Genomic DNA, 23,906 nt, shown 5'->3' on the forward strand with positions numbered 1-23,906 from the left:
CTTGGCCGTACCCGGCCGAGGCTCTCGACATTAGAGCAGCGTTTCGGCGCTGGTGCCAGGCCCTAACCAGGCCAACGCCAGGTCCAGCGCGTTTCCCGTGCCAGCACGTGCAGGTCCTGCGGCGTGTCCAGATCCCTTGTGTAGTGCGGGTTGTCCACCACCCACAGCCGCACCGCCGCGGGATGCGCGGCACGCCATTGCCGCAGGGTGTGCTGCATGGGGCCCAGCAGGTCGTCGCGCACCTGGGCGTCGAACACCACGGGGTGGCCGGGCTGCCCATGGACCATGGGGACCTGCACGCGCACACCCGGGTCGCGGGAGTCGTAGGCCTGCAGGGCGGCGCGCACGTCGTCCTGGTTGACGAGCGGTTGGTCGGCCAGCAGCACCACGATGCGCTCCACGTCGCTGGCCAGCGCGCGCAGTCCGGTGCGCAGCGAGGAGGCGGTGTCGTCCTCCGGGCGCGGGTTGATGACGCTCAGCGGCGCGATGTCCTCGGGCAGGCTGGTCACGTGGGCCTGTATGTCCTTGGCGTGGTGGCCGAGCACGAGCACCAGGTCGTGCCGTGCCGGGCCGCGCAGCGGCTGCAACTGGCGCAGCAGCCGTTCCAGCAGGCTTTGGCCATCGAGTTCAAGCAGGCACTTGGCTACCCCGCCCATGCGACGGCCGGCGCCTGCGGCAAGGATGATGAAACCGGTTTTCACGAAGGGCTGAAACAGGTGGGTGCCGAAGGTGGCATGGTCTCGGAGAGGGTGTTCTTGGCATGGGCCACAGCCATGTCGCGCGGCAAGGGCACGGCGTTCTTGACCGCCAGCACCTCGGCCATGACGCTGACGGCGATCTCGGCCGGGGTCTTGCTGCCGATGTAGATACCGATCGGCCCGCGCAGACGCGCCAGGCTTTGGGGTGTCTGGTCAAAGTGCTCGATCATGCGCGCGTGGCGGGCTTCGTTGTTGCGCCGCGAGCCGATGGCGCCGACGTAGAAGGCTTCGGTCTCCAGGGCCTCCAGCAGCGCGAGATCGTCGAGCTTGGGATCGTGCGTGAGCGCGATCACGCAGGTGCGTCGGTCCACGTGGAAGGCTCGCACCACATCGTCGGGCATCTCGGTCAGCAAGGTGACGTTGGGCACGGCCCAGGCGCTGCGGTACTCCTCGCGCGGGTCGCAGACCGTGACCGCGAAGCCGCAGAACAGCGCCATGGTGGACAGGTATTCGGTGAGCTGGCCCGCGCCGATCAGCAGCATGCGGTACTCGGGGCCGAAGGTGTTGCTCAACCACTGGCCGTCTTCGGCCAGGGCGGCCGGCGTGGCCGCGGCGCGCAGTTCCACACGGCCCGTGGCCAGCTCGGTGCGCCGCTCCACCAGGTGGCCCTCTGACAGGCTTTGCACCAGCTCGGCCAGCGAGGCGGCGTCGGGGTTGAACTCCAGCACCAGTTCCAGCGTGCCGCCGCAGGGCAGGCCGAAGCGGTGCGCCTCATCGGCACTCACCCCGTATTTCACCCGTTCGGGGGGTCCCTGCGGGATGTCGTGCGTGATGCCAGGCGTGGCGGATGTTCCGGGTGCCGGCTGGTGCGCGCGGCTGTAGCGGTAGATCAGGTCGTCCTCGATGCAACCGCCCGAGACCGAGCCGACCACCGCACCGTTCTCGCACAGCGCCATGACGGACCCGACTGGGCGCGGTGACGAGCCCCAGGTGCGCACCACCGTGGCCAGCAACGCCCGCCGGCCCTGGGTACGCCAGCCTTGCAGGCTGCGCAGGACGGTGACGTCGAGGTTTTCCATGGCATTCAGCTCCGCATGGCCAGGTAGATGCCCAGCGCGACGGCCGCCGCAATGGCGCCCCAGACCCAGGCCGGCATGCCCCCGCCGCCGCTGGTCTGCTGGGGTGGGGGCGGGGCAGTGTCCGCGCCAGTGGCCGGGGGATGGCGGCGCAGCAGCTCTTCCTCGAAACGGCGGAAGAAATCTTCGGCCAGGGACTTGGCCGCGCCGTCGATCAGGCGCTGGCCGAGCTGTGCGACCTTGCCGCCCACCGTGGCGTGCACCGTGTAGTTGAGTTCGCAACCGGTGTCGGCGGGCGTGAGCCGCACCGCCGATTCACCCTTGCCGAATCCGGCCACGCCGCCCTGGGCGTCGAAACCGATCTTGTACGACTCGGGCGGTTGTATGTCGGACAGCAGAACGCGGCCGTTGAAGCGCGCCGACACGGGGCCGATCTTGACGGCGGTCGTCACGGCGTAGGTGTTGGCTTCGGTCAGTTCGAATTTCTCGCAACCCGGGATGCAGGTCTTGAGGACGTCGGGGTCGTTCAGGGCGTCCCAGGCCTGCTGCTGGCTCACGGGGAGCGTGCGGCTTCCTTGCATGTCCACGGTGGTTTCTCCTGTCAGGTTCGTTGGATGGTGTGTGAAACGTGGTGTTCAGGCGCGCCGCATCAGGGCGGCCATGGCGCGCGCGAGGTCTTCCAGGTGGCTGAGGTTGTGCACCGCGAGCATGCCGTGGGCGTGCCGGTGCAGGACGGCCGCGCCGGTGGCCAGAGGGGCGTAGCCGTCGTAGCGCAACAGGGGGTTGAGCCAGAGCAGTTGCCGGCTGTGCCGGCCCAGCCAACGCAGTTCTTCTTCCAGCGTCTCGGGCGCTCCGGTGTCCAGGCCGTCGCTGATGAGCAAGACCACGGTGCGCCGGCCCACCAGACAGCGGGCGTGGTGGCGGCGCAGTTCGGCCAGCGCCTCGCCCAGCCGCGTACCACCGGCAAAGTCGGCAATGGCCGCATTGGCGGTCTCCAGCATCTGGTCGGTGTCGCTCAGGCGGAATGCGGCGCGCAGGTCCGTCAGGGTGGTGCCAAAGGCGAACGCGGTGCGCGGCGTGCCGCGCGTGGCCTGGTGCAGGAAGGCCAGCAACAGGCGTGCGTAGCGTTCCATGGAGCCGGAGATGTCGACCAGGATCAGCAGCGGCAAGGGTTGCGTGCGGCGCGACAGACGTGGCAGCAGCAGCAGTTCGCCACCGTGTCGCCGGGCCTGGTGCAGTGCGCGTGGCCAGTCGGGCCGATGACCGCGGAGCAGGCCGGCCTGTTCCCGGCGCGCGCGCACCGGCGGCAGAGGCAGGGGGATTTCTCGCACCAGCCGTTCGACCAGACGGAACTCGCTGGCCGACAGGCCGGCGAAGTCGGCATGGCGCAGCCGCTGCTGGTCGCTGGCCGTCATCGCGGCATCGAACTTCAGTTCCGCTTCGCCCTGGTTGGGCTGCGCGGCCTTGAGGCCGGCCACGCTCAGGGCTTCCTGCACGCGCGCCTTGCGCCGCGCCGGATGGGCCTTGGCGGCCTTGGGCAGCATCTGGGCGAGCAACTGCTGGGCGAGCTCGGGATTGCGAAACAAGGCCTCGAACATGTCATCAAACACGGCCATATCCTGCTGGCGGCTCACCAGCACGGCCTCCAGGGCGGATCGCAGGTCGTCGCGCCGGTCCACGCCCACGGCCTGCGCGGCGCTGATGGCCAGCGCGATGCGGCTGCTGTCCACCGGCACGCCGGCGCGGCGCAGGGCACGTCCGAAGGCGGTGATGTGGTCTGGCAGCTTGCCGCTGCGTGCGTCGCCGAGGATCATGGGGATATCTCCTCAACCTCGGGGCTGCTCGCCCTGAGCCTGTTGACGGGCCGGGGGGAGGGGGTTGGCCGGGGCTTCGACAGGCTCAGCCCGAACGGAGGGGGGCTCAGCCCGAACGGAGGGGGGCTCAGCCCGAACGGAGGGGGGCTCAGCCCGAACGGAGGGGGGCTCAGTCCGGACGGAGGGGTGCTCAGTCCGCACGGAGGGGGGCTCAGCCCGAATGGAGGGGTGCTCAGTTCGAACGGAAGGGCGCTTGGCCCGAATGGAGAGGTGCCACCCCTGCATGGTGGGTTGCTCAGCCGGAACGGCGTCGGGCGGCACTGGAACGGGTCACGCTTCATCCAGCAGTTGCTCCAGCATGGGCAGGAGTGCGGCCACGTCTTCGCGCTGCTTGAAGAGGATGCCGGCCGTGTCCTGGATCACTTCGGGGTCCAGTGTGAGGGTGTCCAGCGCCACCAGGGCCTTGGCCCATTCCACGCTTTCGGCGATGCCGGGGCTGCGTTGGAAGGCGTTGGCGAAGGGCAGGCTGCGCAGGCGCGAGACGAAGTTCGTGACCTGTTCGCTGAGCGCGGCGCTGGCCTGCGGCACCTGGCTGCGCACGATGGCCAGTTCGCGCTCGCGATCGGGGTAGTCCAGCCACTGGTACAGGCAACGGCGCTTGACGGCGTCGTTGAGGTCGCGTGTGCGGTTGCTGGTGAGGATGGTCAGCGGCGCGGCCACCGCACGGATGGTGCCCAGCTCCGGGATGCTGACCTGGTATTCGCCCAGGTACTCCAGCAGGAAGGCTTCAAAAGGCTCGTCGGCGCGGTCGACCTCGTCGATGAGCAACACTGCGCCAGGCTCTGGCGTCTGCAGCGCCTGCAACAACGGGCGGCGGATCAGGTAGCGCGCCTGGTAGACCTCGCGCTCGATTTCGTCGGGCGTGGCCGTGGCTTGCGCAGCGCGCATGTGCAGCAACTGGGCGGTGTGGTTCCACTCGTACAGCGCCTCGCGCTGCTCCAGGCCGTCGTAGCACTGCAGGCGCACCAGCGGGCGGCCGAGCACCTGCGACAGCGCCTTGGCCAGCTCGGTCTTGCCCACGCCGGGTTCGCCTTCCAGCAGCAGCGGGCGCTGCAGCCGCATGGCCAGGAACACGGCCGTGACCAGCCGCCGGGGAGCGTGGTAGCCCACACCCTGCAGGGCGTGGGTAAGGCCGTCTATGGACAGCAGGTCAGTGGCCACCCCTGTCATCCATTGGCCTGGCGCACCGCAGCCTGGGTCTGCACCGTGACCAGGTGCGCGCGGTAGGCGGCGCTGGCATGCAGGTCGCCATTGATGTCGCTGGCGTCGATGGCCACGCCTTGCACCGCTTCGGGCGTGAAGCTCTTGCCCAGGGCGGTCTCCAGTCCCTTGTGGCGGAACACGCCATTGCCAGCACCGGTGATGGCCACGCGCGCGCCGCTGCCGGTGAGCGCCACGAACACGCCCACGAGCGCGAAACGCGAGGCTGGCTGGCGGAACTTGGCGTAGGCGGCCTTGGTGGGAATGGGAAAGCGGATGGCGGTGATGATCTCGCCCGGCTCCAGGGCGGTGGTGTAGAGACCCTGGAAGAAGTCGTCGGCGGCGATCTGTCGGCGGTCGGTGACGACCGTGGCACCGAGGCCGAGCACCGCGCTGGGGTAGCAGGCGGCGGGATCGTTGTTGGCCACCGATCCGCCGATGGTGCCGCGCGCGCGGACCTGGCGGTCGCCAATGCCGCCGGCCAGTGCGGCGAGGCCGGGAATGTGCTTGCGCACATCGGCGTTGTCGGCCACGTCCTGGTGGCAGGTCATGGCGCCAATGACCAGGTGCTGGCCATCGACCTTGATGCCGCGCAGTTCGGCCACCCGGCCCAGGTCGACCAGGTTCTCGGGGCGCAGCAGCCGCTGCTTCATGGAGGCGATCAGGGTCTGGCCGCCGGCCAGGGGTTGCGCGCCGCCGCCCGCGATGCGCTTGACGTCGGCCAGGGAGGTGGGCTGTTCCAGCGTGAATGCGTACATGTCGGGTTCTCCTTCTGCTTACTTCCTGGCGCCCTGGATGGCTTGCCAGACACGGTGCGGACTGGCGGGCATGTCCAGGTCTTTCACACCCAATGGCGCGAGGGCGTCGAGCACGGCGTTGATCACCGCTGGCGGCGAGCCGATGGCGCCGGCCTCGCCGCAGCCCTTGGTGCCCAGCGGGTTGGTGGTGCAGGGCGTGACCACGTGGCCCAGTTGGAAGTCCGGGATGTCGTCGGCGCGTGGCATGGCGTAGTCCATGAAGGAGCCGGTCACCAGTTGGCCCGTGTCACGGTCATACACGCAGTGTTCCAGCAGCGCCTGGCCTATGCCTTGTGCCAGGCCGCCGTGCACCTGGCCCTCGACGATCATCGGATTGATGATGGTGCCGAAGTCGTCCACCGCGGTGAAACGGTCGATGCGCACCACCCCGGTGTTGGGGTCCACCTCGACCTCGCAGATGTAGGTGCCGGCCGGGAAGGTGAAGTTGGTCGGGTCGTAGAAAGCGGTCTCGTTCAGGCCGGGCTCCAGCTTGTCCAGCGGGTAGTTGTGTGGCACGTAGGCGGTCAGCGCGACCTGGCCGAACGTGACCTTCTTGTCGGTGCCCTTGACGGTGAACTCGCCGTTGGCGAAGTCCACGTCGGCGTCGCTGGCCTCCATCAGGTGGGCCGCGATCTTCTTGGCCTTGGCCTCGATCTTGTCGAGAGCGCGCATGATGGCCGCGCCGCCCACCGAGATGGAGCGCGAGCCGTACGTGCCCATGCCGAAGGGCACGCGGCCGGTGTCGCCGTGCACGATGTCTACCTGCGACGGGTCCAGTCCCAGGCGCGAGGCCACCACCTGCGCGAAGGTGGTTTCGTGGCCCTGGCCGTGGCTGTGCGAGCCGGTGAACACGGTCACGCTGCCGGTGGGGTGAACCCGCACCTCGCCGCACTCGAACAGGCCGGCGCGCGCGCCGAGCGCCCCGGCGATGTTGCTGGGCGCGAGGCCGCAGGCCTCGATGTAGCTGCTGTAGCCCACACCGCGCAGCAGGCCTTTGGCTTTGGAGGCTTCCTTGCGCTGTGCCAGGCCGGCCACGTTGGCCATCTCGTTGGCCTTGCTCAGGCAGGCGCCGAAGTCGCCGGTGTCGTACTGCAGCGCCACCGGCGTCTGGTAGGGAAAGGCCGTGATGAAGTTGCGGCGGCGGATCTCGTCCTGAGGCAGCCCGGTTTCCCAGGCGGCGCGGCTGACGATGCGCTCCAGCAGGTAGGTGGCTTCAGGCCGGCCAGCGCCCCGGTAGGCGTCCACGGGGGCGGTGTTGGTGAACCAGGCGTCGACCTCCACATAGACCTGCGGCGTGGTGTACTGGCCGGCGAGCAGGGTCGCGTACAGGATGGTGGGCACCGCCGTGGAGAAGGTGGAGAGGTAGGCGCCGAGGTTGGCGTCGGTATGCACCTTCAGCGCGAGGAACTTGCCGTCCTTGTCCAGCGCGAGTTCGGCATGGCTGACGTGGTCTCGGCCATGGGCGTCGCACAGGAAGGCCTCCGAACGGTCGCAGGTCCATTTGATGGCGCAGTTGAGTTTCTTCGACGCCCAGGTGAGGCAGACGTCCTCGGCGTAGAGATAGATCTTGGCGCCAAAGCCACCGCCCACGTCGGGCGCGATCACGCGCACCTTGTGCTCGGGCAGCCCCATCACGAAGGCGGTCATGAGCAGCCGCTCGACGTGCGGATTCTGGTTCGCCACGTAGAGTGTGTAGTCGTCGCCAGCGCGGTTGTAGGTCGCGATGGCCGCGCGCGGCTCCATGGGGTTGGGCGCGAGCCGGTTGTTGATGAGGTCGAGCTTGGTCACGTGCGCGGCCTTGGCGAAGGCCGCGTCCACCTGGGACTTGTCACCGATGGCCCACTTGTAGCAGTGGTTGTCCGGCGCCGCATCGTGCAGCGTGGGCGCGCCCGACTTCATGGCGTCGCGCACGTCCACCACCGCGTCCAGCGGCTCGTAGTCCACGTCCACCAGCTCGGCCGCGTTGCGGGCGTTCTCTACCGTGTCGGCGACCACCATGACCACATGGTCGCCCACGTAGCGCACCTTGCCGTGGGCCAGGATGGGGTGGGGCGGCTCCTTCATGGGCTGGCCGTCGGTGCCGGTGATCAGCCAGCCGCAGGGCAGGCCGCCTATCTTGTCGGCCGCCACGTCCTCGCCGTCGAGAACGCCGATGACGCCCGGTGCCTTGAGCGCTGCGCTCTTGTCGATCTTGCGGATCTTCGCGTGGGCATGCGGCGAGCGCACGAACACCGCGTGGTGCATGTTGGGCAGCACGATGTCGTCGGTGTACTGGCCCGCGCCGGTGAGAAAGCGGTAGTCCTCCTTGCGCTTGAGGGATTCGCCGATGTGTGGCAGCTTGGAAAAGTCGGATGCACCCATGTCAATTGCTCCATTGCGCGCCGCGAGCATGGCGGCGCTAGAAAGATGTGAACCAAGTGGCACCGCGGAACCGGCTTTGCCGGGCCGCAGGTGGCGCCTCCTCTTCAGGCCGTGCTCATGCCCTGCTGCACCGCCTTGACGATGTTCTGGTAGCCGGTGCAGCGGCACAGGTTGCCTTCGAGCGATTCGCGGATCTCGGTCGCGCTCGCGCCAGGCTTCTGCTTGCACAGGGCCACGGAGCTCATGACCATGCCTGGGGTGCAGAAGCCGCATTGCAGGCCGTGGCACTCCTTGAAGGCAGCCTGCATCGGGTGCATGGTGCCGTCGGCGGCGGCCAGGCCTTCGATGGTGGTGACCTGGGTGCCGGCGGCCTGGGCCAGCAGCATGTTGCACGACTTCACCGCGCGGCCATCGAGCAAGACGGTGCAGGCGCCGCATTGCGCGGTGTCGCAGCCAACGTGCGTGCCGGTGAGTCGGAGGTGTTCGCGGATCGCCTGGACCAGCAGGGTGTGCGGCGGCGCGTCGATCGTCACGGGCTTGCCGTTGACCGTGAGTTGGACCTGCATGCTTGTCTCCTTGTTGTGGTGGGGCACAGCAAGTGGAGCATGGGCCTCGGGCCCGGTTTTGAGGGTTAACCCTCAAAACCGGCGGAGGGCTTCAATCATTCTCAAATTGAGACAGGGGCTGCGGACCGTGCCCTTTGTCAGCGCTCACCTGCGCGTTTCTTCGGGCTTGATGTGGGTCAAGCAGCCAGCCTGTATTCCGTGCGATCGTTGCCAGGTGCAGGTTCCCGGCACAGTGTTCCCACAAGGGTTGTCTCTCATGAGTGAAAACGTTTCCGTCTCCATCACCCGCCAGTCGGGCTACCAGTTCCTGGTCGATTTCGGCGCCGGTATCGCGCCGCTGCCGGTGGACGAACCCTCGCCACTGGGTCAGGGCGAAGGCCCCGCACCGCAGCACCTGCTGCTGGCCTCCGTGGCCAACTGCCTGAGTGCCAGCCTGCTCTTTGCCTTGCAGAAATTCAAGCAGGACCCGGGCGAGCTTCGCGCCACGGCCACTGCGGAACTGGGGCGCAACGAAGAGAAGCGCTTGCGGGTCACAGGGATCGGCGTACGCATCGAACTCGGGCGCGCGGCGGCCGACATCGAACACCTGGACCGCGTGCTGGCACAGTTCGAGGACTTCTGCACCGTCTCGATGAGTGTGCGCCAGGGCATACCTATCCAGGTGTCTGTGCGGGACGGCGCTGGCGCGACGCTCAAAGGTTGAGGCGGTCGGCCCTCCCGGGGCTGGCTCAGTGCCTGGCCATCCACCACGTCAGCGTCTGCATGCCCGCCACCGTCAGAAGCAGCGAGCCCAGCAGGTGCAGGGCGCTGGTGCCGGTGGCCAGCAGCCAGCGGCCGTGCTGCAGCATGGCCACCACCTCCACGGAGAACGACGAGAACGTGGTGAGGGCGCCCAGAAAGCCGGTGATGATGGCCAGTCGCCAGACCGGGTCGATCTGCGTCTGGCTCTGGAAAAAAGCCACGGTCAGGCCGATGGCGTAGGCCCCGATCCAGTTCGCCGCCAGCGTGCCCCATGGCAGCAGGCTGCCCGGCGTGCTCAGCCACAGGCCCAGCCGCCAGCGCAGCAGCGCACCCAGGCAGGCGCCGATGCAGATGGCGAGCACGGAGATCATCAGAAGGGTGGCCCTTCATCCGCCAGCACGGGAGGCGCCGAGCCGGGCTGCATCTCGCCGCCCAGTGCGGCGATCAGCGCGTCCAGCATGCCGCCGATCTCGCCCGTGCCGATGGCGACATTGCTGTCGAAGGTCTCTTCTTCGCTGTCGGTGCCTTCGCTGAAGACGCCTTCGAGAAAGCTGATTTTCTTGATCGTCAGACCTTCGGTGAGGGTGAAACCCACGCGCCCTTCCCAACTCAGAGCCAGGCGGGTGGGCAGTTTGCCCTCGCTGATGTGCTTGCGAACCTCTTCCGTGGCCAGGTTGTGGCGGGTGAAGCGAACCACCGACTTCTCTTCGTCGCCGGACTTGAGCTCGCATTCGCGTTCCACCGCGAAACCTTCGGGCCATTCCTCGTGCGAGGTGGCCGAAAGCCATTGCGTCATCGCCACCTGGGGACTGACCTCGGTCTGCAACAGGGTGATGGCCAGGCCGTCGAAGGCCCGCACCAGCGCCGTCACCACCTCGTCGAGCTTGCCCTGGCTGCCGGCGTCGGTGATGAGCAGTCCCCGGGCCATGTCGATCCATACCCATACGGCCGATTGGCGTTCGAAAGCCTGTGGCAGCAGGGCCAGCAGAGCGTCCTCGCGCAGGGCCTTGGTTTCCTTCTTGCCGGGCTTGCGGCCGGTGGTGGCCTCGATGTGGTCAGCGGCCTCCTGGGCCTTCCTGCGCACCACGGCGCCGGGGACGCCCTTGGTTTCCATCTGCAGCTTGAGAATGCGCTGGCCCGCCACCGACTCCACCAGCGCACCATGGGCTTCGCCGCGCGGCGCGACCCACCCCACCGATTTTTCCTGCGTGGCGCCGCAGGGCACGAAACGGGCCGCATCCAGCGCGGCTTCCATGGTCTCCAACGTCGCCGCCCAGCCGGGGGCGATGCGGTAGATCGTCACATTCTTGAACACGGGCTACTTTCCAAAAAAACAAACCCTGCTCGCACCGAGCAGGGTTGGCATCTTAGGGCCTGTTCACCCTATTTTTCCAAGATGCGTTGCGGATCAAAAAGGCCCTGGAGGATGGCGGACCTACATCCGCGACGGCAGCCAGTTGACCAAACCCGGGAACCACCACAGCAGCACCAGCGCCAGCACCATGAGAAAGAAGTAGGGCATGCAGACGCGGGCGATCCAGGTGATCTCCCGCTTGGTCATGCCTTGCAGCACGAACAGGTTGAAGCCCACGGGGGGCGTGATCTGCGCCATTTCCACCACGATGACAATGAAGATGCCGAACCAGATCAGGTCGATGCCGGCGGCGTTGACCGTGGGCAGGATCACGCCCATGGTGAGCACGATCATGGAGATGCCATCGAGGAAGCAACCGAGCACGATGTAGAACACGGCCAAGGCGATCAGCAGCATGCCCGGCGAGAGACCCAGCCCGCCGACCCATTCGGCCAGATGGCGCGGCAGCCCGATGTAGCCCATGGCCAAGGTCAGGAAGGCGGCGCCGGCCAGGATCAGCGCGATCATGCAGTACAGGCGTGTGGCGCCCAGCAGCGCATCGCGGAAGCTGGCCCGGGTCAGCGAGCCCTGCGATGCCGAGAGCACCAGCGCGCCGACCACGCCGATCGCCGCCGCTTCGGTGGCGGTGGCGATCCCGCTGTAGATGGCGCCGATCACGCCGCCGATCAGCACCACCACTGGGATCAGGTGGCGCGCCTCGCGGATCTTCTGGCCCAGGCTCAGGCTCGCGTCGGCGCTGGGAACCTTGTCGGGATTGAGCAGGGCCCAGACCACGATGGCGCCGCTGAACAGCAGGGCCAGCATCAGCCCGGGCAGCACGCCAGCGACGAACAGCTTGGCGATGGAGACCTCCGCCGCCACGCCGTAGACGATCATGATGATGGATGGCGGAATGAGCAGGCCCAGCGTGCTGGCCCCGCCCAGCGAACCCACGATGCGCTCGGGCGGGTAGCCGCGGCGCGTGAGCTCGGGAATGGTCATCTTGCCGATGGTGGCGCAGGTGGCGGCGGAGGAGCCGGAGACGGCGGCGAAGATGGTGCTGCCCAGGATGTTGGTGTGCAGCAGCCGCCCCGGCAGCGCGTTCACCCACGGCGCCAGGCCCCGGAACATGCTCTCCGACAGGCGGGTGCGAAAGAGGATCTCCCCCATCCACACAAACAGCGGCAGCGCAGTCAGCGTCCAACTGCTGGCCGATCCCCAGATGGTGAGCGCCATGGCGTCGCCCGCAGGCCGGGATGAGAACAGCTCCATGCCGATCCAGGCCACGCCCGCGAGCGTGAGGCCGATCCACACACCGCTGCCCAGCAGCAGGAACAGCGAGACGATGAGCAGGGTGGTGACGACGAATTCATTCATGGCGCGTGTCTCCCTCGGCGTGTGAGCGCTTTCCGCGCAGTTCCAGCACCCATTCGTCGACCATTGCCACCAGCAGCACTGTGCAGCCGACCGCCATCAGGATCTGTGGAATCCAGAGGGGCGTGGCATCGGCGGCCGTGGAGATGTCGTGGAACTGGTGCGACTGCCACACCAGGCGCCAGGAAAACCAGGCCAGCAGCCCGCTCATCAGCGCAGCGATCGACAGCGCCCACAGTTCCAGACCCCGCCGCGCGCCGCCGGTGAGCCGCCCGATGATCAGCGTCACGCGGATGTGTTCGTTGTGCTTTAGGGTGTGCGCGAGGGCAAGGAAGCCCGCACCTGCCATGGCATAGCCGGCGTAGGCATCGGTACCCGGTACGTAGAAGTTGGCCAGCCGGCTGATGATGGTGAGCATCACCATCACCAGCACACCGATCATGAACAGCGCGGCCAGCCAGCCGGCGCCGAGGTAGAGAGCGTCAAGCGTTTTGCGCATCTGAAACTTCAGTGGCGTGCCGGGCAACGCGACCCGGTGGCCTACCCGGACCTGCCCTTCGCCAGGCTCAGGACAGGTCGCAGGTGCCACCCATGGCGGGCGCGAAGCGCGGCGGTGTGCTTACTTCTTGTAGGCGTCGATCAACTGCTGGCCTTCGGGCCCGGCCTTGGCGGCCCACTCCTGCAGCATGGTCGCGCCCACTTTCTGCAGGTCCGCCTTGAGCGTGGCCGACGGAGCCTCCACGGTCATGCCATTGGCCTTGAGGGTGTTGAGCGTATCGGTGTTGACCTTCTCCGATTCCGCCCAACCACGCGTCTCCGCTTCCGCAGCGGCCTTCATCAGGGCGTCCTGGGTGGGTTTGTCCAGTGCGTCGAAGGCGCGCTTGTTGGCGAGCACGGCGTTCTTCGGCAGCCAGGCTTGCACGTCGTAGTAGTACTTCAGGTGCTCGTAGAGCTTGCTGTCGACACCGGTGGCGCCGGAGGTCATGTTGTTTTCCACCACGCCGGTGGCCAGGGCCTGCGACAGTTCCGCGGCCTGCACCGTCACGGGTTGCGCGCCGACCAGTTCGGCGATCCGCGATGTGGACGGGCTGTAGGCGCGCCACTTGCTGCCCTTGAGGTCGGCCGCGCTGGCCACGGCCTTCTTGCTGTAGAGGCCTTGCGGTGGCCACGCCACCGCGTAGAGCAGGACCATGCCCTGCTCAGCCAGCTTCTTCTGCAGGAAGGGCTTCTGTGCGGCATACAGCTTCTTGGAATCGGCGTAGCTGGTGGCCAGGAAGGGGATGCCGTCCACGCCGAAGATCTGCCACTCGTTCTGGAAGTTGGCCAGCAGCACCTCGCCGGCCTGCGCCTGCCCGCCTTGCACGGCGCGCTTGATCTCAGGCGCCTTGAACAGCGAGGCGCCGGGATGCACGGTGATCTTGAGCTTGCCGCCCGAGGCCTTCTCCACGTCGGCGGCGAAGGCCGCCAGGTTGACCGAATGGAAGTTGGTCGCAGGATAGGCGGCGGGCAGATCCCAGGTGGTCTGAGCCAGTGCGGGCAGGCTCGCGGCCAGCGCGGTGGCGGCCACGGTGAGGCTGAACAGGCGACGTTTCATGTGGGGGACTCCAGGTTGGGTGGGCAGGTCGTGCTGCGTGTCAGGCGGCACGTTGGACTCTATCGGCGAGCGGATGAAGTGTGATCGGTATTTTCCCTTGATGTCAACAAATTGTTGGCAAAACGTCAGCATAACGCCTAAACTCCCGTGCACCGAAACGACGCAGTCCTCTTCCCATGGCCCGTTCCAAAGCAAGTGCCAAGCCAGCCGTGCCGGCGCCTCCCATCGTCTCTTCCGCGCACCTCGTCTCTCCCCGCAGCGCGGAGATGAGCGAGTTCGAGTTTGGCCTCATCGTGGCGGGCAACGCCTTTCACCGGTGGGTGGTGCACTGCATGAGCGCGGCCGGTCTCAAGGACCTCACGGCGCTGGACGTGCTGGTGCTGCACCACGTCACGCACCGTGCGCGCGACAAGCGTCTGGCCGACATCGCCTTCATCATGAACGTCGAGGACACGCACCTGATCAACTACGCGCTCAAGAAGCTGCAGGGCCTGGGCATGGTGGAGTCCAGCAAGAACGGCAAGGACGTGACGTATGCGCCGACCGAGGCCGGCAAAGGCTATGTGGCCCGCTACCGCGAGATCCGCGAGAGCTGCCTGATCGATGCGCTCAAGGCCGACGACGCGCTCAACCACGACATCGGCCAACTGGCCAGGCTGTTGCGCGTGCTCTCCGGCATCTACGACCAGGCCGCGCGGTCGGCCGCCTCTCTTTGAACTTCGCATGGACACTACGACGCACACCAGCCGCTGGCAGTTCTGGATCGACCGTGGGGGCACCTTCACCGACATCGTGGCCCGCAGGCCCGATGGATCGCTGCTGACGCACAAGCTGCTGTCCGAGAATCCCGAGCAGTACCGGGACGCGGCGGTGGCCGGCATCCGTCATCTGCTGGGCCTAAGCCAGGGGGACCCCGTCACACCCGCACTGGTGGAGTGCGTGAAGATGGGCACCACGGTGGCCACCAACGCATTGCTTGAACGCAAGGGCGAGCCCACGCTGCTGGTGACCACGCGTGGCTTTCGCGATGCGTTGCGCATCGCCTACCAGAACCGGCCACGCCTGTTCGATCGCCACATCGTGCTGCCCGAGCTGCTGTACGAGGCGGTGATCGAGGCCGACGAGCGCGCCGACGCGCAGGGTGGCGTTCTGCAACCGCTGGACGAAGCGCATCTGCGCAAGCAGTTGCATGCCGCGCACGCGGTCGGTCTGCGCAGTGTGGCCATCGTGTTCCTGCATGGCTACCGCTTCACGGCGCACGAGCAGGCCGCCGCCCGGCTGGCGCGTGAAGCGGGGTTCACGCAGGTGAGCACGTCGCACGAGACCAGCCCCATGATGAAATTCGTCAGCCGGGGCGACACGACGGTCGTTGACGCCTATCTGTCGCCTATCCTGCGCCGCTATGTGGACCAGGTGGCCGGCGAAATGCCCGGCGTGCCCTTGTTCTTCATGCAGTCCAGCGGCGGCCTGACCGATGCGCGACGCTTCCAGGGCAAGGACGCCATTCTCTCGGGGCCGGCCGGTGGCATTGTGGGAATGGCACGCACCGCCACCCTGGCGGGCCACGACCGCGTCATCGGTTTCGACATGGGCGGAACCTCCACCGATGTCTCGCACTACGCGGGTGCTTTCGAGCGCGAGTTCGAGACCCAGGTGGCCGGTGTGCGCATGCGAGCACCCATGATGAGCATCCACACGGTGGCCGCGGGCGGCGGCTCCATCCTGGGCTTCGACGGTTCGCGCTTTCGCGTCGGTCCGGAAAGCGCGGGAGCCAACCCGGGCCCCGCGAGCTACCGGCGCGGCGGGCCCCTGGCGGTGACCGACGCCAATGTCATGCTTGGCAAGATCCAGCCGGCCTATTTCCCCAGGGTGTTTGGCCCGGGTGCGGACGAGGCGCTGAGTGCCGAAGCAGTGCGCGAGCGGTTCGATGCGCTGGCCCAGGAGACCGGCATGCGCGCGGAGGAGGTTGCCGAGGGGTTCATTCGCATCGCGGTGCAGCAGATGGCCAACGCGATCAAGAAGATCTCCGTGGCACGCGGGTACGACGTGACGCGCTACACCCTGCAGTGCTTTGGCGGCGCGGGAGGGCAGCACGCCTGCCTGGTGGCGGATGCGCTGGGCATGGCCCGCGTGTTTGTGCACCCCCTGGCCGGTGTGCTGAGCGCCTACGGCATGGGGCTTGCTGACCAGAACGTGATCCGTGAGCAGGCGGTGGAAAGCCTGCTGGACGAGCAGGCCATCGAGGGCATTGCTGCTCAACTGGATGCGTTGGCGCAGGCCGCGTCCGACGAATTGCGTGCGCAGCAGGTAGGGCAGGCCGGCGTGCAGGTGCACCGCCGGGTGCATGTGCGTTACGAGGGCAGCGATGCCGCGCTCATCGTTCCCTTCGGCTCCCTGGATGCCATCGAGACGGCTTTCGAGTCGGCCTACCGGCAGCGTTTTGCTTTCCTCATGCCGGGCAAGAGGCTGATGGCCGAAGCGGTGTCGGTCGAGGCCGTGGTGGCCGGGGACGCGCCGGCGGAACCCCGCCACCCGCTGCACGAGCCTCGCGAGGTGCCCCGGCGAGACACAGTGCGCATGTATGCGGAGGGGCAATGGCTCGACGCCGCACTCGTGGTGCGCGAGGACCTGCGGCCGGGCGACCACATCCCCGGACCGGCCATCATCGCGGAGAAGAACGCGACAACGGTGGTGGAGCCCGGCTGGGAGGCCGAACTCACCGCGCTGGACCACCTGGTGCTGGAGCGCAGGGTGCCGCGGGTTGCCCGGCATGCAGCCGGCACCACGGTGGACCCGGTGCTGCTCGAGGTGTTCAACAACCTCTTCATGAACATCGCCGAACAGATGGGGCTGCAGCTCCAGAACACCGCCTATTCGGTGAACATCAAGGAGCGCCTGGATTTCTCGTGCGCGCTGTTCGACGCCGAAGGCAACCTGATTGCCAACGCGCCGCACATGCCGGTTCACCTGGGCTCCATGGGCGAGAGCATCAAGACCGTGATCCGGGACAACGCCGGCCGCATGCAGCCGGGTGATGTGTATGTGCTCAACGACCCGTACCACGGCGGCACACACCTGCCCGACGTGACGGTGATCACGCCCGTGTACCTGGACGTGCCACGTGAAGGTGCCCTCGCTCAACGCCCAGCGCTCAACGCCCAGCCTCTTTTCTACGTGGGCAGCCGGGGCCATCACGCCGACATTGGCGGTACCACGCCGGGCTCGATGCCGCCGTTCTCGACACGCATCGAGGAAGAGGGCGTGCAGATCAACAACGTCAAGCTGGTCGACCGTGGTGTGCTGCGGGAGGCGGAGATGCTGGCCCTTCTGCAAAGTGGTGAACACCCGTCGCGCAACCCCCAGCAGAACATGGCGGATCTCAAGGCGCAGATCGCCGCGAACGAGAAGGGTGTTCAGGAACTGCGCAAGATGGTCGAGCAGTTTGGTCTGGACGTGGTGCAGGCTTACATGCGGCACGTTCAGGACAACGCGGAAGAGTCGGTGCGCCGCGTGATCACCAGTCTGCGCGATGGCCAGTACACGCTGCCGTTGGACAATGGCGCGCAGATCCGGGTGGCGGTGCGCGTGAACACGCAGGACCGCAGCGCGGAGATCGACTTCACGGGCACCTCCGCGCAGCAGGTCAACAACTTCAATGCCCCCACGGCGGTCTGCATGGCGGCCGTGCTCTATGTGTTCCGCTCGCTGGTGAACGACGACATTCCGCTGAATGCGGGTTGCCTCAAGCCGCTGAAGGTGGTCATCCCACCCGGCTCCATGCTGAATCCGAACCCTCCCGCTTCGGTGGTCGCTGGCAATGTGGAGACGTCGAGTTGCATCACCAACGCCTTGTACGGTGCGCTCGGCATCATGGCCGCGAGCCAGTGCACCATGAACAACTTCACCTTCGGCAACCGCTCGCACCAGTATTACGAGACGATCTCGGGTGGCAGCGGTGCGGGAGACGGCTTTGATGGCACCAGCGTGGTTCAGACCCACATGACCAATTCGCGCCTCACCGATCCCGAGGTGCTGGAGTTCCGCTTCCCGGTGCGCCTGGAAAGCTACGAGATCCGCAAGGGCTCTGGCGGTGCCGGCCGCTGGCGGGGCGGCGACGGCGGTGTGCGGCGGGTGCGCTTTCTGGAAGACATGACCGCCAGCATTCTCTCCAACGGACGCGTGCACGGCGCTTTCGGCATGGTTGGCGGTCAGCCTGGCCAAGTGGGCATCAACCGCGTGGTGCGCGCCGATGGCCGCACCGAGGATCTGGGACACATCGGCCAGGCCGAGATGCGGGCGGGTGACATCTTTGAGATCCACACGCCCGGGGGAGGAGGGTATGGAGAACCCTGACGAGCACCGCGGCCTCCCGACCCGCAACGGCGCAGAGGTGGGTCAGATCTCTTCGACCCGCCGCGCCGGGTAGCTGTCCCATGCCTGGCAGCCAGGGCACTGCCAGAAGTGCTGACGTGCCTCGAAGCCGCAGGCTGCGCACCGGTAGCGCCGCAATGGCGCACTGGCTTGCTCCAGCGAAAGGGTCACGCGCTCCTGCGCCACAGGACTGGAGAGCGTTTCTCCGGCCAGCCAGCGCGATGCAATGACCAGCGAGGGCTCGCGCTCCAGATGGGCCAGATAGTGCGCGCGGGCCTGCGCAGGTGACGTGCTCAGGCTGGCCAGCGCCTCTGTGATGTCGATGCAGGGCGCATGCACCTGGGCCTGCTGCAGCAGTGCAGTGGCCTCGGCTTCTCGGCCCGTCTGCCGCGCCAACTGCGCCAGCGGACCCGCCGCCAGTGGCAAGGCTTGCGGTGCGTGCTGATGGAGCTTGAGCAATGCCTCGTATGCGCCCTGTGCGTCGTCGCCCGCGGCCTTCAGCGCCGAGAGTGACATCCAGCCGCGCGCCAGTTGTGGCGCGCGCTGCACTGCCTCTTCAAGTCGGGCCAGCGCCGTGCCGTGGTCCCCGGCGCGCTGCGCCAGGTCCGCTTCTTCGCACAGGTAGTGCGCGAGCCGGGCCGAGAAACTGCCCTGCTCGACGCTGTCCAGCCGTTGCGCGATCTCCTTGGCGCGAGGCCAGTCGCGGGACCTCTCGTAGATCCCCAGCAGCGCCAGCAAGGCTTCGCTCTCGAACGCGGACCCATCCAGTTTTTGCAAGGCCGCCTCCGCCCGGTCCAGCAGACCGGCCTTGAGGAAGTCCAGGGCCAGTGCGTGTTGCGCGCGGTCGCGGTCCTTGCGGCTGAGATCCGCGCGCGACAGCAGGTGCTCGTGCACGCGCACCGCGCGGTCATAGTCGCCACGGCGGCGGAAAAGATTGCCCAACGCGAAGTGCAATTCGGCCGTGTCCGGGTCGCCCTGCACGGCCTCGATGAAGGCGTCGATGGCCTGGTCCTGCTGCTCGTTGAGCAGGTGGTTCAGTCCGCGGAAGTAGGCCTTGGGTGCCTGCCTGCTCTCGATGCGCCACTGGCGCAGGTCGAGCCGGGACGCGACCCAACCCAGGGCGAAGGCCAGGGGCAGGCCCCAGAGCAGCCAGGTAAAGTCAAAGTCCATGCCGTCGGTCGTGGTTCGGATCGTTCAGCAGCGTGGAATCGGCGTCAAAGGCCATGCTCGCCAGGGTGGAGTTGCCGGCCGCCTGGCGTCGCGCGCGCTTGGCGCGCAGCCACAGCGGCAACATGACCGCCACACCCAGGAACACCCCGACCACGAGCGCCACGAGGATCACCAGCACCAGCGGTGCCTGCCAACTCGCTCCGAAGAAGAGGTGCAGCGTCACACTGTCCTGGTTGTTGAGCGCGAACGCGAACAACACAAAAAAAATGGCTGCATTGAGCAGCCACATCAGGTATTTCACATCGTCCCCTTTGTGGTGGGGCGATTGTAGCGATCAGGTCGCCAGCGCGGTGCCAGGCCTCATGTGGGCCCGGCAGGGTTGCGGCCCAGGATCTCGGCGGTCTTCGCGTCCACCTGTTCGCGCAGGGCCTTGCCCGGCTTGAAATGCGGCACCCGTTTCTCGGGGATCATCACGCTCTCGCCCGAACGCGGATTGCGCCCGATCCGAGGGGAGCGGCGATTGACCGAAAAGCTGCCAAAGCCCCGGATCTCGATCCGGTGTCCTTTGACCAGGGCATCGCCCATGGCGTCGAGGATGGCCTTGACGGCGAATTCGGCGTCGCGGTGCGTGAGCTGGCTGAAGCGGCTGGCCAGGGCTTCAACGAGGTCGCTTCGGGTCATAGGGGGTGTGCCTTGGGCGTTCGGCGTTGAGCGTACAGCGAGGGGAGTTGTCCGGGTGGGTCACCCGCTCAACGCCCGACGCTGAACGCTCAGCGACGAGATCAGCGACCGTTGTTGCTGTTGTCCAGCTTGGCGCGCAGCAGGGCGCCCAGGCTGGTGGTACCGGCGTTGCCCGCGTTCTGGCTCAGGCTGGCCATGGCTTCCTGCTGGTCGGCAGCGTCCTTGGCCTTGATCGAGAGCTGGATGTTGCGGGTCTTGCGGTCCACGTTCACCACCACGGCAGTGACTTCGTCGCCTTCCTTGAGCACGTTGCGCGCGTCTTCCACGCGGTCACGGCTGATCTCGGAGGCACGCAGGTAACCCAGCACGTCTTCACCCAGGTCGATCTCGGCGCCCTTGGCGTCCACGGTCTTGACCTTGCCGGTCACGATGGAACCCTTGTCGTTCACCGACACGAAGGTGGTGAACGGATCGCCGTCGAGTTGCTTGATGCCCAGGGAGATGCGCTCGCGCTCCACGTCGATGGCCAGCACGATGGCTTCGACTTCCTGGCCCTTCTTGTAGTTGCGCACGGCGGTTTCGCCGGGCTCGTTCCAGGACAGGTCGGAGAGGTGCACCAGGCCGTCGATGCCGGCAGCCAGGCCCACGAACACGCCGAAGTCGGTGATGGACTTGATCGGACCCTTGACGCGGTCGCCGCGCTTGGTGGCCTCGGCGAATTCGTGCCAGGGGTTGGCACGGCACTGCTTCATGCCCAGGGAGATGCGGCGCTTGTCCTCGTCGATGTCGAGCACCATGACCTCGACTTCGTCGCCCAGGGACACCAGCTTGCTGGGGGCCACGTTCTTGTTGGTCCAGTCCATTTCAGAGACGTGCACCAGACCCTCGATGCCAGGCTCGAGTTCCACGAACGCGCCGTAGTCGGCGATGTTGGTGATCTTGCCGAACATGCGGGTGCCTTGCGGGTAGCGGCGCGACACGCCCAGCCAGGGGTCGTCACCCATCTGCTTGAGACCCAGCGAAACGCGGTGCTTCTCGGTGTCGAACTTGAGGATCTTGGCGGTGATTTCCTGACCGGCCTGCACCACCTCGCTGGGGTGGCGCACGCGGCGCCAGGCCATGTCGGTGATGTGCAGCAGGCCGTCGATGCCGCCGAGGTCCACGAACGCACCGTACTCGGTGATGTTCTTGACCACGCCGTGCACGATGGCGCCTTCCTTCAGGGTGTCCATCAGCTTGGCGCGCTCTTCGCCCATGGAGGCTTCCACCACGGCGCGGCGGCTCAGCACCACGTTGTTGCGCTTGCGGTCAAGCTTGATGACCTTGAATTCCAGGGTCTTGTTTTCGTAGGGGGTGAGGTCCTTGGTGGGACGGCTGTCGACCAGCGAGCCCGGCAGGAAGGCGCTGATGCCGTTGACCATGACCTTGAGGCCGCCCTTGACCTTGCTGGAGGTGGTGCCGGTGACGAATTCGCCGGATTCCAGGGCCTTTTCCAGGGACATCCAGGAGGCCAGGCGCTTGGCCTTGTCGCGCGACAGCAGGGTGTCGCCGAAGCCGTTTTCGACGGAGTCGATGGCCACGGCGACGAAATCGCCCACCTGCACTTCGAGTTCGCCCTGGTCGTTCTTGAATTCGGACAGCGGCACATAGGCCTCCGACTTCAGTCCGGCGTTGACCACCACGTGGTTGTGTTCGATGCGAACGACCTCGGCGGTGATGACTTCGCCCGAGCGCATTTCAGCGCGCTTGAGGGACTCTTCGAACAGGGCGGCAAAAGATTCAGACATTGGGTTTCCTAGGACCACCCGGCATCGGCGCATCCACCGCGGATCTGCGGCAGGGCGTTGACGACAGCTGAGTGGTGTTGACGTTGCGGCTCGGTAAGCCGCGGGGTTGGTTGAAAGAACCATCGGGCCTGCGGGCTGGGAACGCCCGGCGGTGCCGTCTGGGCCAGTGGTTTGTGCACTCGCCCCTCAGTGGGTCGAGAACACCGTTCTGCCTTCCCACCAGTCAACCACCTGCTGCACCGATTGCTCGATGTCCAGCCCGGAGTTGTCCAGAAGCAAGGCATCTTCGGCTGGCCTGAGCGGGGCGTGCAGCCGGGAAGCATCCCGCTGGTCGCGCGCCTTCAGATCCGCCAAAAGACCGTGGATGTTAGCAGCAATTCCCTTTGAAATCAACTGCTTATGACGCCGCTCGGCCCTTTGCTCGGCCGATGCGGTGAGGAAGACCTTGAGCGGTGCATCGGGGAAGATCACGGTGCCCATGTCGCGCCCGTCGGCCACCAGGCCAGGCAGGCGCCGCATGCCGTGCTGCAGGCCGATCAGCGCCTGGCGCACGGCGGGAACGGCCGAGACGCGCGAGGCGGCCATGCCCGAGGCCTCGCTGCGCAGCTCTTCGGTGACGTCCTGGCCGTCCAGCCAGGTGCGCAGCCCCTCGAAGCGCACGCGCAGGGTGGCCGCGATCTGCCCCAGGCGCTCGGCGAGCGCGGGGTCCTGAAGATCTTCGTCGGAGGTGGACAGGCCCAGGCGCGCAGCGGCCAGTCCCACCAGACGGTACAGCGCACCCGAATCGAGCAGGTGGTACCCCAGCCGGCCTGCCACCTCGGCGGACAGCGTGCCCTTGCCGGAGGCGGTGGGCCCGTCCACGCAGATCACCGGGATGTGTCGGGCTTGAGCCCGGCAGACCTCGAAGAGCGTCTCGAAGTAGTCGGGAAAGGTCTTGCCCACGCACTTGGGGTCTTCGATGCGGATGGGCAGTTCGCCCGGGTTGAAGGCGGCCAGCGAGAAGCACATGGCCACGCGGTGGTCGTCGTAGGTGTGGATCGCGGCGCTGCGCCATTGCGCCGGCCCGGCCGGCGGCGTGATGCGGATGAAGTCGACCCCTTCTTCCACCGTGGCGCCCAGCTTGCGGCACTCCTTGGCCATGGCCGCAATGCGGTCGGTCTCCTTCACACGCCAACTGGCGATGTTGCGCAGCGTGGTGGTGCCTTGCGCGTAGAGCGCCATGACCGCCAGCGTCATGGCCGCGTCCGGGATGTGGTTGCAGTCCAGGTCGATGGCCTTCAGCGGCCATGCGCCACGGCGTATGTGCAGTCGGTTGGCTTCGCCCGTGACCACAGCGCCCATCTGGCGTGCCGCCTCGACGAAACGGATGTCTCCCTGGATGGAGGACAGCCCGACGCCTTCGATGGTGATGCCCTCGTCGGCGCCAGGCGCGGCGGGCGCGATGGCGCCCAGCGCGATGAAGTAGCTGGCCGAGGACGCATCGCCTTCGACGGCGATCTCTCCCGGCGACTGGTAGCGGCAGCCGGCCGGGATGGTGAACCGTTGCCAGCCCTGGCGCTGCACTTGCACGCCGAAGCGCGCCAGCAGATTGAGCGTGATCTCGATGTAAGGCCGGGAGATCAGTTCGCCCACGACATCGATGACGATGTCCTGCGTCTGTGCCACCAGCGGCAGGGCCAGCAGCAGGGCGGTCAGGAACTGGCTGGAGACGTCGCCTCGCACGCGGATGGGTTGCACCAGCGACAGGGCATGCACCTGTCCGTCGCCCAGCCGCAGCGGAGGAAAGCCCTCGTGTGCCAGGTATTGCACCGGACAGCCCAACTGGCGCAACGCGTCCACCAGATCACCAATGGGGCGCTCGTGCATGCGCGGGATACCGCTGAGTTCGAAGCTGCCGCCATGGCATGCGGCCAGCAGCGCGAGTGATGCGGTGAGCGGCCGCATGGCGGTGCCGGCATTGCCCAGGAACAGGCTGGCCTGGCGCACCGGCAACTGGCCGCCGAGGCCGTGCACGCGCAGCACACCGGAGGCCGGGTGTTCGATGCGGCAGCCCAGCATAGCCAGCGCTTCCAGCATCACGCGGGTGTCGTCGGAATCCAGCAGATCCAGGACGTCGGTGTGGCCATGGCTCAGTGCGGCCAGCAGCAGCACACGGTTGGAAATGCTCTTGGAGCCAGGCAGGCGGACGCATCCACCGGCGCTGCTCAAGGGAGGGATGTCGAGATGGTCGATGGCAAACATGCGCGCTTGGACTCGGGCGGC

At 67.0% G+C, this 23,906-nt stretch carries 21 protein-coding genes; 3 read left to right on the forward strand and 18 right to left on the reverse strand.

The annotated features are described in order from the left end of the window. Window positions 1-62 precede the first annotated feature (62 nt). From KIT53_RS07805 to KIT53_RS07840, 8 genes are all read right to left on the reverse strand, one after another. On the reverse strand, window positions 63-701 hold the full coding sequence (locus tag KIT53_RS07805; protein ID WP_297750146.1) for a nucleotidyltransferase family protein: 639 nt from the start codon (window positions 699-701) through the stop codon (window positions 63-65). Further along, window positions 698-1,777: an XdhC family protein gene (locus KIT53_RS07810; RefSeq protein ID WP_297750149.1), complete on the reverse strand. Its 1,080-nt coding sequence runs from the start codon at window positions 1,775-1,777 to the stop codon at window positions 698-700. The genes KIT53_RS07805 and KIT53_RS07810 overlap by 4 nt, the downstream gene beginning before the upstream one ends. Window positions 1,778-1,782: 5 nt before the next feature. Further along, window positions 1,783-2,361, reverse strand: a complete 579-nt coding sequence (locus tag KIT53_RS07815; protein WP_297750151.1) for a carbon monoxide dehydrogenase subunit G — start codon at window positions 2,359-2,361, stop codon at window positions 1,783-1,785. A gap of 48 nt (window positions 2,362-2,409) precedes the next feature. After that, a complete protein-coding gene (locus tag KIT53_RS07820) occupies window positions 2,410-3,588 on the reverse strand; it encodes a VWA domain-containing protein (protein ID WP_297750154.1) in 1,179 nt (392 codons plus the stop codon). Between the two features lie 330 nt (window positions 3,589-3,918). Continuing rightward, window positions 3,919-4,818: a MoxR family ATPase gene (locus tag KIT53_RS07825; RefSeq protein ID WP_297750157.1), complete on the reverse strand. Its 900-nt coding sequence runs from the start codon at window positions 4,816-4,818 to the stop codon at window positions 3,919-3,921. Then, complete coding sequence (locus KIT53_RS07830) at window positions 4,815-5,606, reverse strand: xanthine dehydrogenase family protein subunit M (protein ID WP_297750159.1); 792 nt, start codon at window positions 5,604-5,606, stop codon at window positions 4,815-4,817. The genes KIT53_RS07825 and KIT53_RS07830 overlap by 4 nt, the downstream gene beginning before the upstream one ends. Window positions 5,607-5,624: 18 nt before the next feature. After that, the gene (locus tag KIT53_RS07835; RefSeq protein WP_297750162.1) at window positions 5,625-8,006 is read right to left on the reverse strand and encodes a xanthine dehydrogenase family protein molybdopterin-binding subunit; all 2,382 of its coding nucleotides are present in this window, start codon (window positions 8,004-8,006) and stop codon (window positions 5,625-5,627) included. Window positions 8,007-8,110: 104 nt separating this feature from the next. Further along, window positions 8,111-8,572: a (2Fe-2S)-binding protein gene (locus tag KIT53_RS07840; RefSeq protein WP_297750164.1), complete on the reverse strand. Its 462-nt coding sequence runs from the start codon at window positions 8,570-8,572 to the stop codon at window positions 8,111-8,113. A gap of 256 nt (window positions 8,573-8,828) precedes the next feature. On the opposite strand from KIT53_RS07840, the gene KIT53_RS07845 reads away from it, so the two are divergent. Next, entirely contained in the window at window positions 8,829-9,275 is a 447-nt protein-coding gene (locus KIT53_RS07845) for an OsmC family protein (RefSeq protein ID WP_297750167.1), read from the forward strand. A 25-nt stretch (window positions 9,276-9,300) separates the two neighbouring features. On the opposite strand, the gene crcB is transcribed toward KIT53_RS07845, so the two are convergent. The 5 genes from crcB to KIT53_RS07870 all read right to left on the reverse strand — a co-directional run bounded on the left by crcB (window position 9,301) and on the right by KIT53_RS07870 (window position 13,635). Beyond that, window positions 9,301-9,684 carry a fluoride efflux transporter CrcB gene (crcB, locus tag KIT53_RS07850; protein WP_297750170.1) on the reverse strand — a complete coding sequence of 128 codons (384 nt, stop codon included), beginning with the start codon at window positions 9,682-9,684 and terminating at the stop codon, window positions 9,301-9,303. Next, window positions 9,684-10,628 carry a recombination-associated protein RdgC gene (locus tag KIT53_RS07855; protein ID WP_297750173.1) on the reverse strand — a complete coding sequence of 315 codons (945 nt, stop codon included), beginning with the start codon at window positions 10,626-10,628 and terminating at the stop codon, window positions 9,684-9,686. Before KIT53_RS07855 ends, crcB begins: the two co-directional genes overlap by 1 nt. A gap of 120 nt (window positions 10,629-10,748) precedes the next feature. Next, entirely contained in the window at window positions 10,749-12,044 is a 1,296-nt protein-coding gene (locus tag KIT53_RS07860; RefSeq protein ID WP_297750176.1) for a TRAP transporter large permease subunit, read from the reverse strand. Next, window positions 12,037-12,540, reverse strand: coding sequence for a TRAP transporter small permease (locus KIT53_RS07865; protein ID WP_297750179.1), 504 nt, complete (start codon window positions 12,538-12,540; stop codon window positions 12,037-12,039). The genes KIT53_RS07860 and KIT53_RS07865 overlap by 8 nt, the downstream gene beginning before the upstream one ends. Before the next feature lie 120 nt (window positions 12,541-12,660). Further along, window positions 12,661-13,635, reverse strand: coding sequence for a TRAP transporter substrate-binding protein (locus KIT53_RS07870; protein ID WP_297750181.1), 975 nt, complete (start codon window positions 13,633-13,635; stop codon window positions 12,661-12,663). A gap of 176 nt (window positions 13,636-13,811) precedes the next feature. Here KIT53_RS07870 and KIT53_RS07875 point away from each other — a divergent pair, with 176 nt between their 5' ends. Both KIT53_RS07875 and KIT53_RS07880 read left to right on the forward strand, forming a co-directional pair. Next, a complete protein-coding gene (locus KIT53_RS07875) occupies window positions 13,812-14,351 on the forward strand; it encodes a winged helix DNA-binding protein (protein ID WP_297750184.1) in 540 nt (179 codons plus the stop codon). Between the two features lie 7 nt (window positions 14,352-14,358). After that, window positions 14,359-17,988 (forward strand): hydantoinase B/oxoprolinase family protein, encoded by a 3,630-nt coding sequence (locus KIT53_RS07880; RefSeq protein WP_297750187.1) that lies wholly within the window; start codon window positions 14,359-14,361, stop codon window positions 17,986-17,988. 42 nt (window positions 17,989-18,030) lie between these two features. Here the strand turns inward: KIT53_RS07880 and lapB are convergent, their stop codons facing one another. The 5 genes from lapB to KIT53_RS07905 form a co-directional block, all read right to left on the reverse strand. Further along, window positions 18,031-19,176 carry a lipopolysaccharide assembly protein LapB gene (gene lapB, locus KIT53_RS07885; RefSeq protein WP_297750191.1) on the reverse strand — a complete coding sequence of 382 codons (1,146 nt, stop codon included), beginning with the start codon at window positions 19,174-19,176 and terminating at the stop codon, window positions 18,031-18,033. Beyond that, window positions 19,166-19,477, reverse strand: a complete 312-nt coding sequence (locus tag KIT53_RS07890; RefSeq protein WP_297750194.1) for a lipopolysaccharide assembly protein LapA domain-containing protein — start codon at window positions 19,475-19,477, stop codon at window positions 19,166-19,168. Before KIT53_RS07890 ends, lapB begins: the two co-directional genes overlap by 11 nt. Window positions 19,478-19,536: 59 nt before the next feature. Continuing rightward, window positions 19,537-19,857 (reverse strand): integration host factor subunit beta, encoded by a 321-nt coding sequence (locus tag KIT53_RS07895; protein WP_297750197.1) that lies wholly within the window; start codon window positions 19,855-19,857, stop codon window positions 19,537-19,539. Window positions 19,858-19,958: 101 nt separating this feature from the next. Further along, window positions 19,959-21,644, reverse strand: coding sequence for a 30S ribosomal protein S1 (gene rpsA, locus KIT53_RS07900; RefSeq protein WP_297750200.1), 1,686 nt, complete (start codon window positions 21,642-21,644; stop codon window positions 19,959-19,961). Between the two features lie 186 nt (window positions 21,645-21,830). Next, window positions 21,831-23,885 (reverse strand): bifunctional 3-phosphoshikimate 1-carboxyvinyltransferase/cytidylate kinase, encoded by a 2,055-nt coding sequence (locus KIT53_RS07905; RefSeq protein ID WP_297750203.1) that lies wholly within the window; start codon window positions 23,883-23,885, stop codon window positions 21,831-21,833. Window positions 23,886-23,906 lie beyond the last annotated feature (21 nt).

Origin of the sequence: Hydrogenophaga sp., assembly GCF_026125785.1 — a bacterium.
GTDB lineage: Bacteria > Pseudomonadota > Gammaproteobacteria > Burkholderiales > Burkholderiaceae_C > Hydrogenophaga.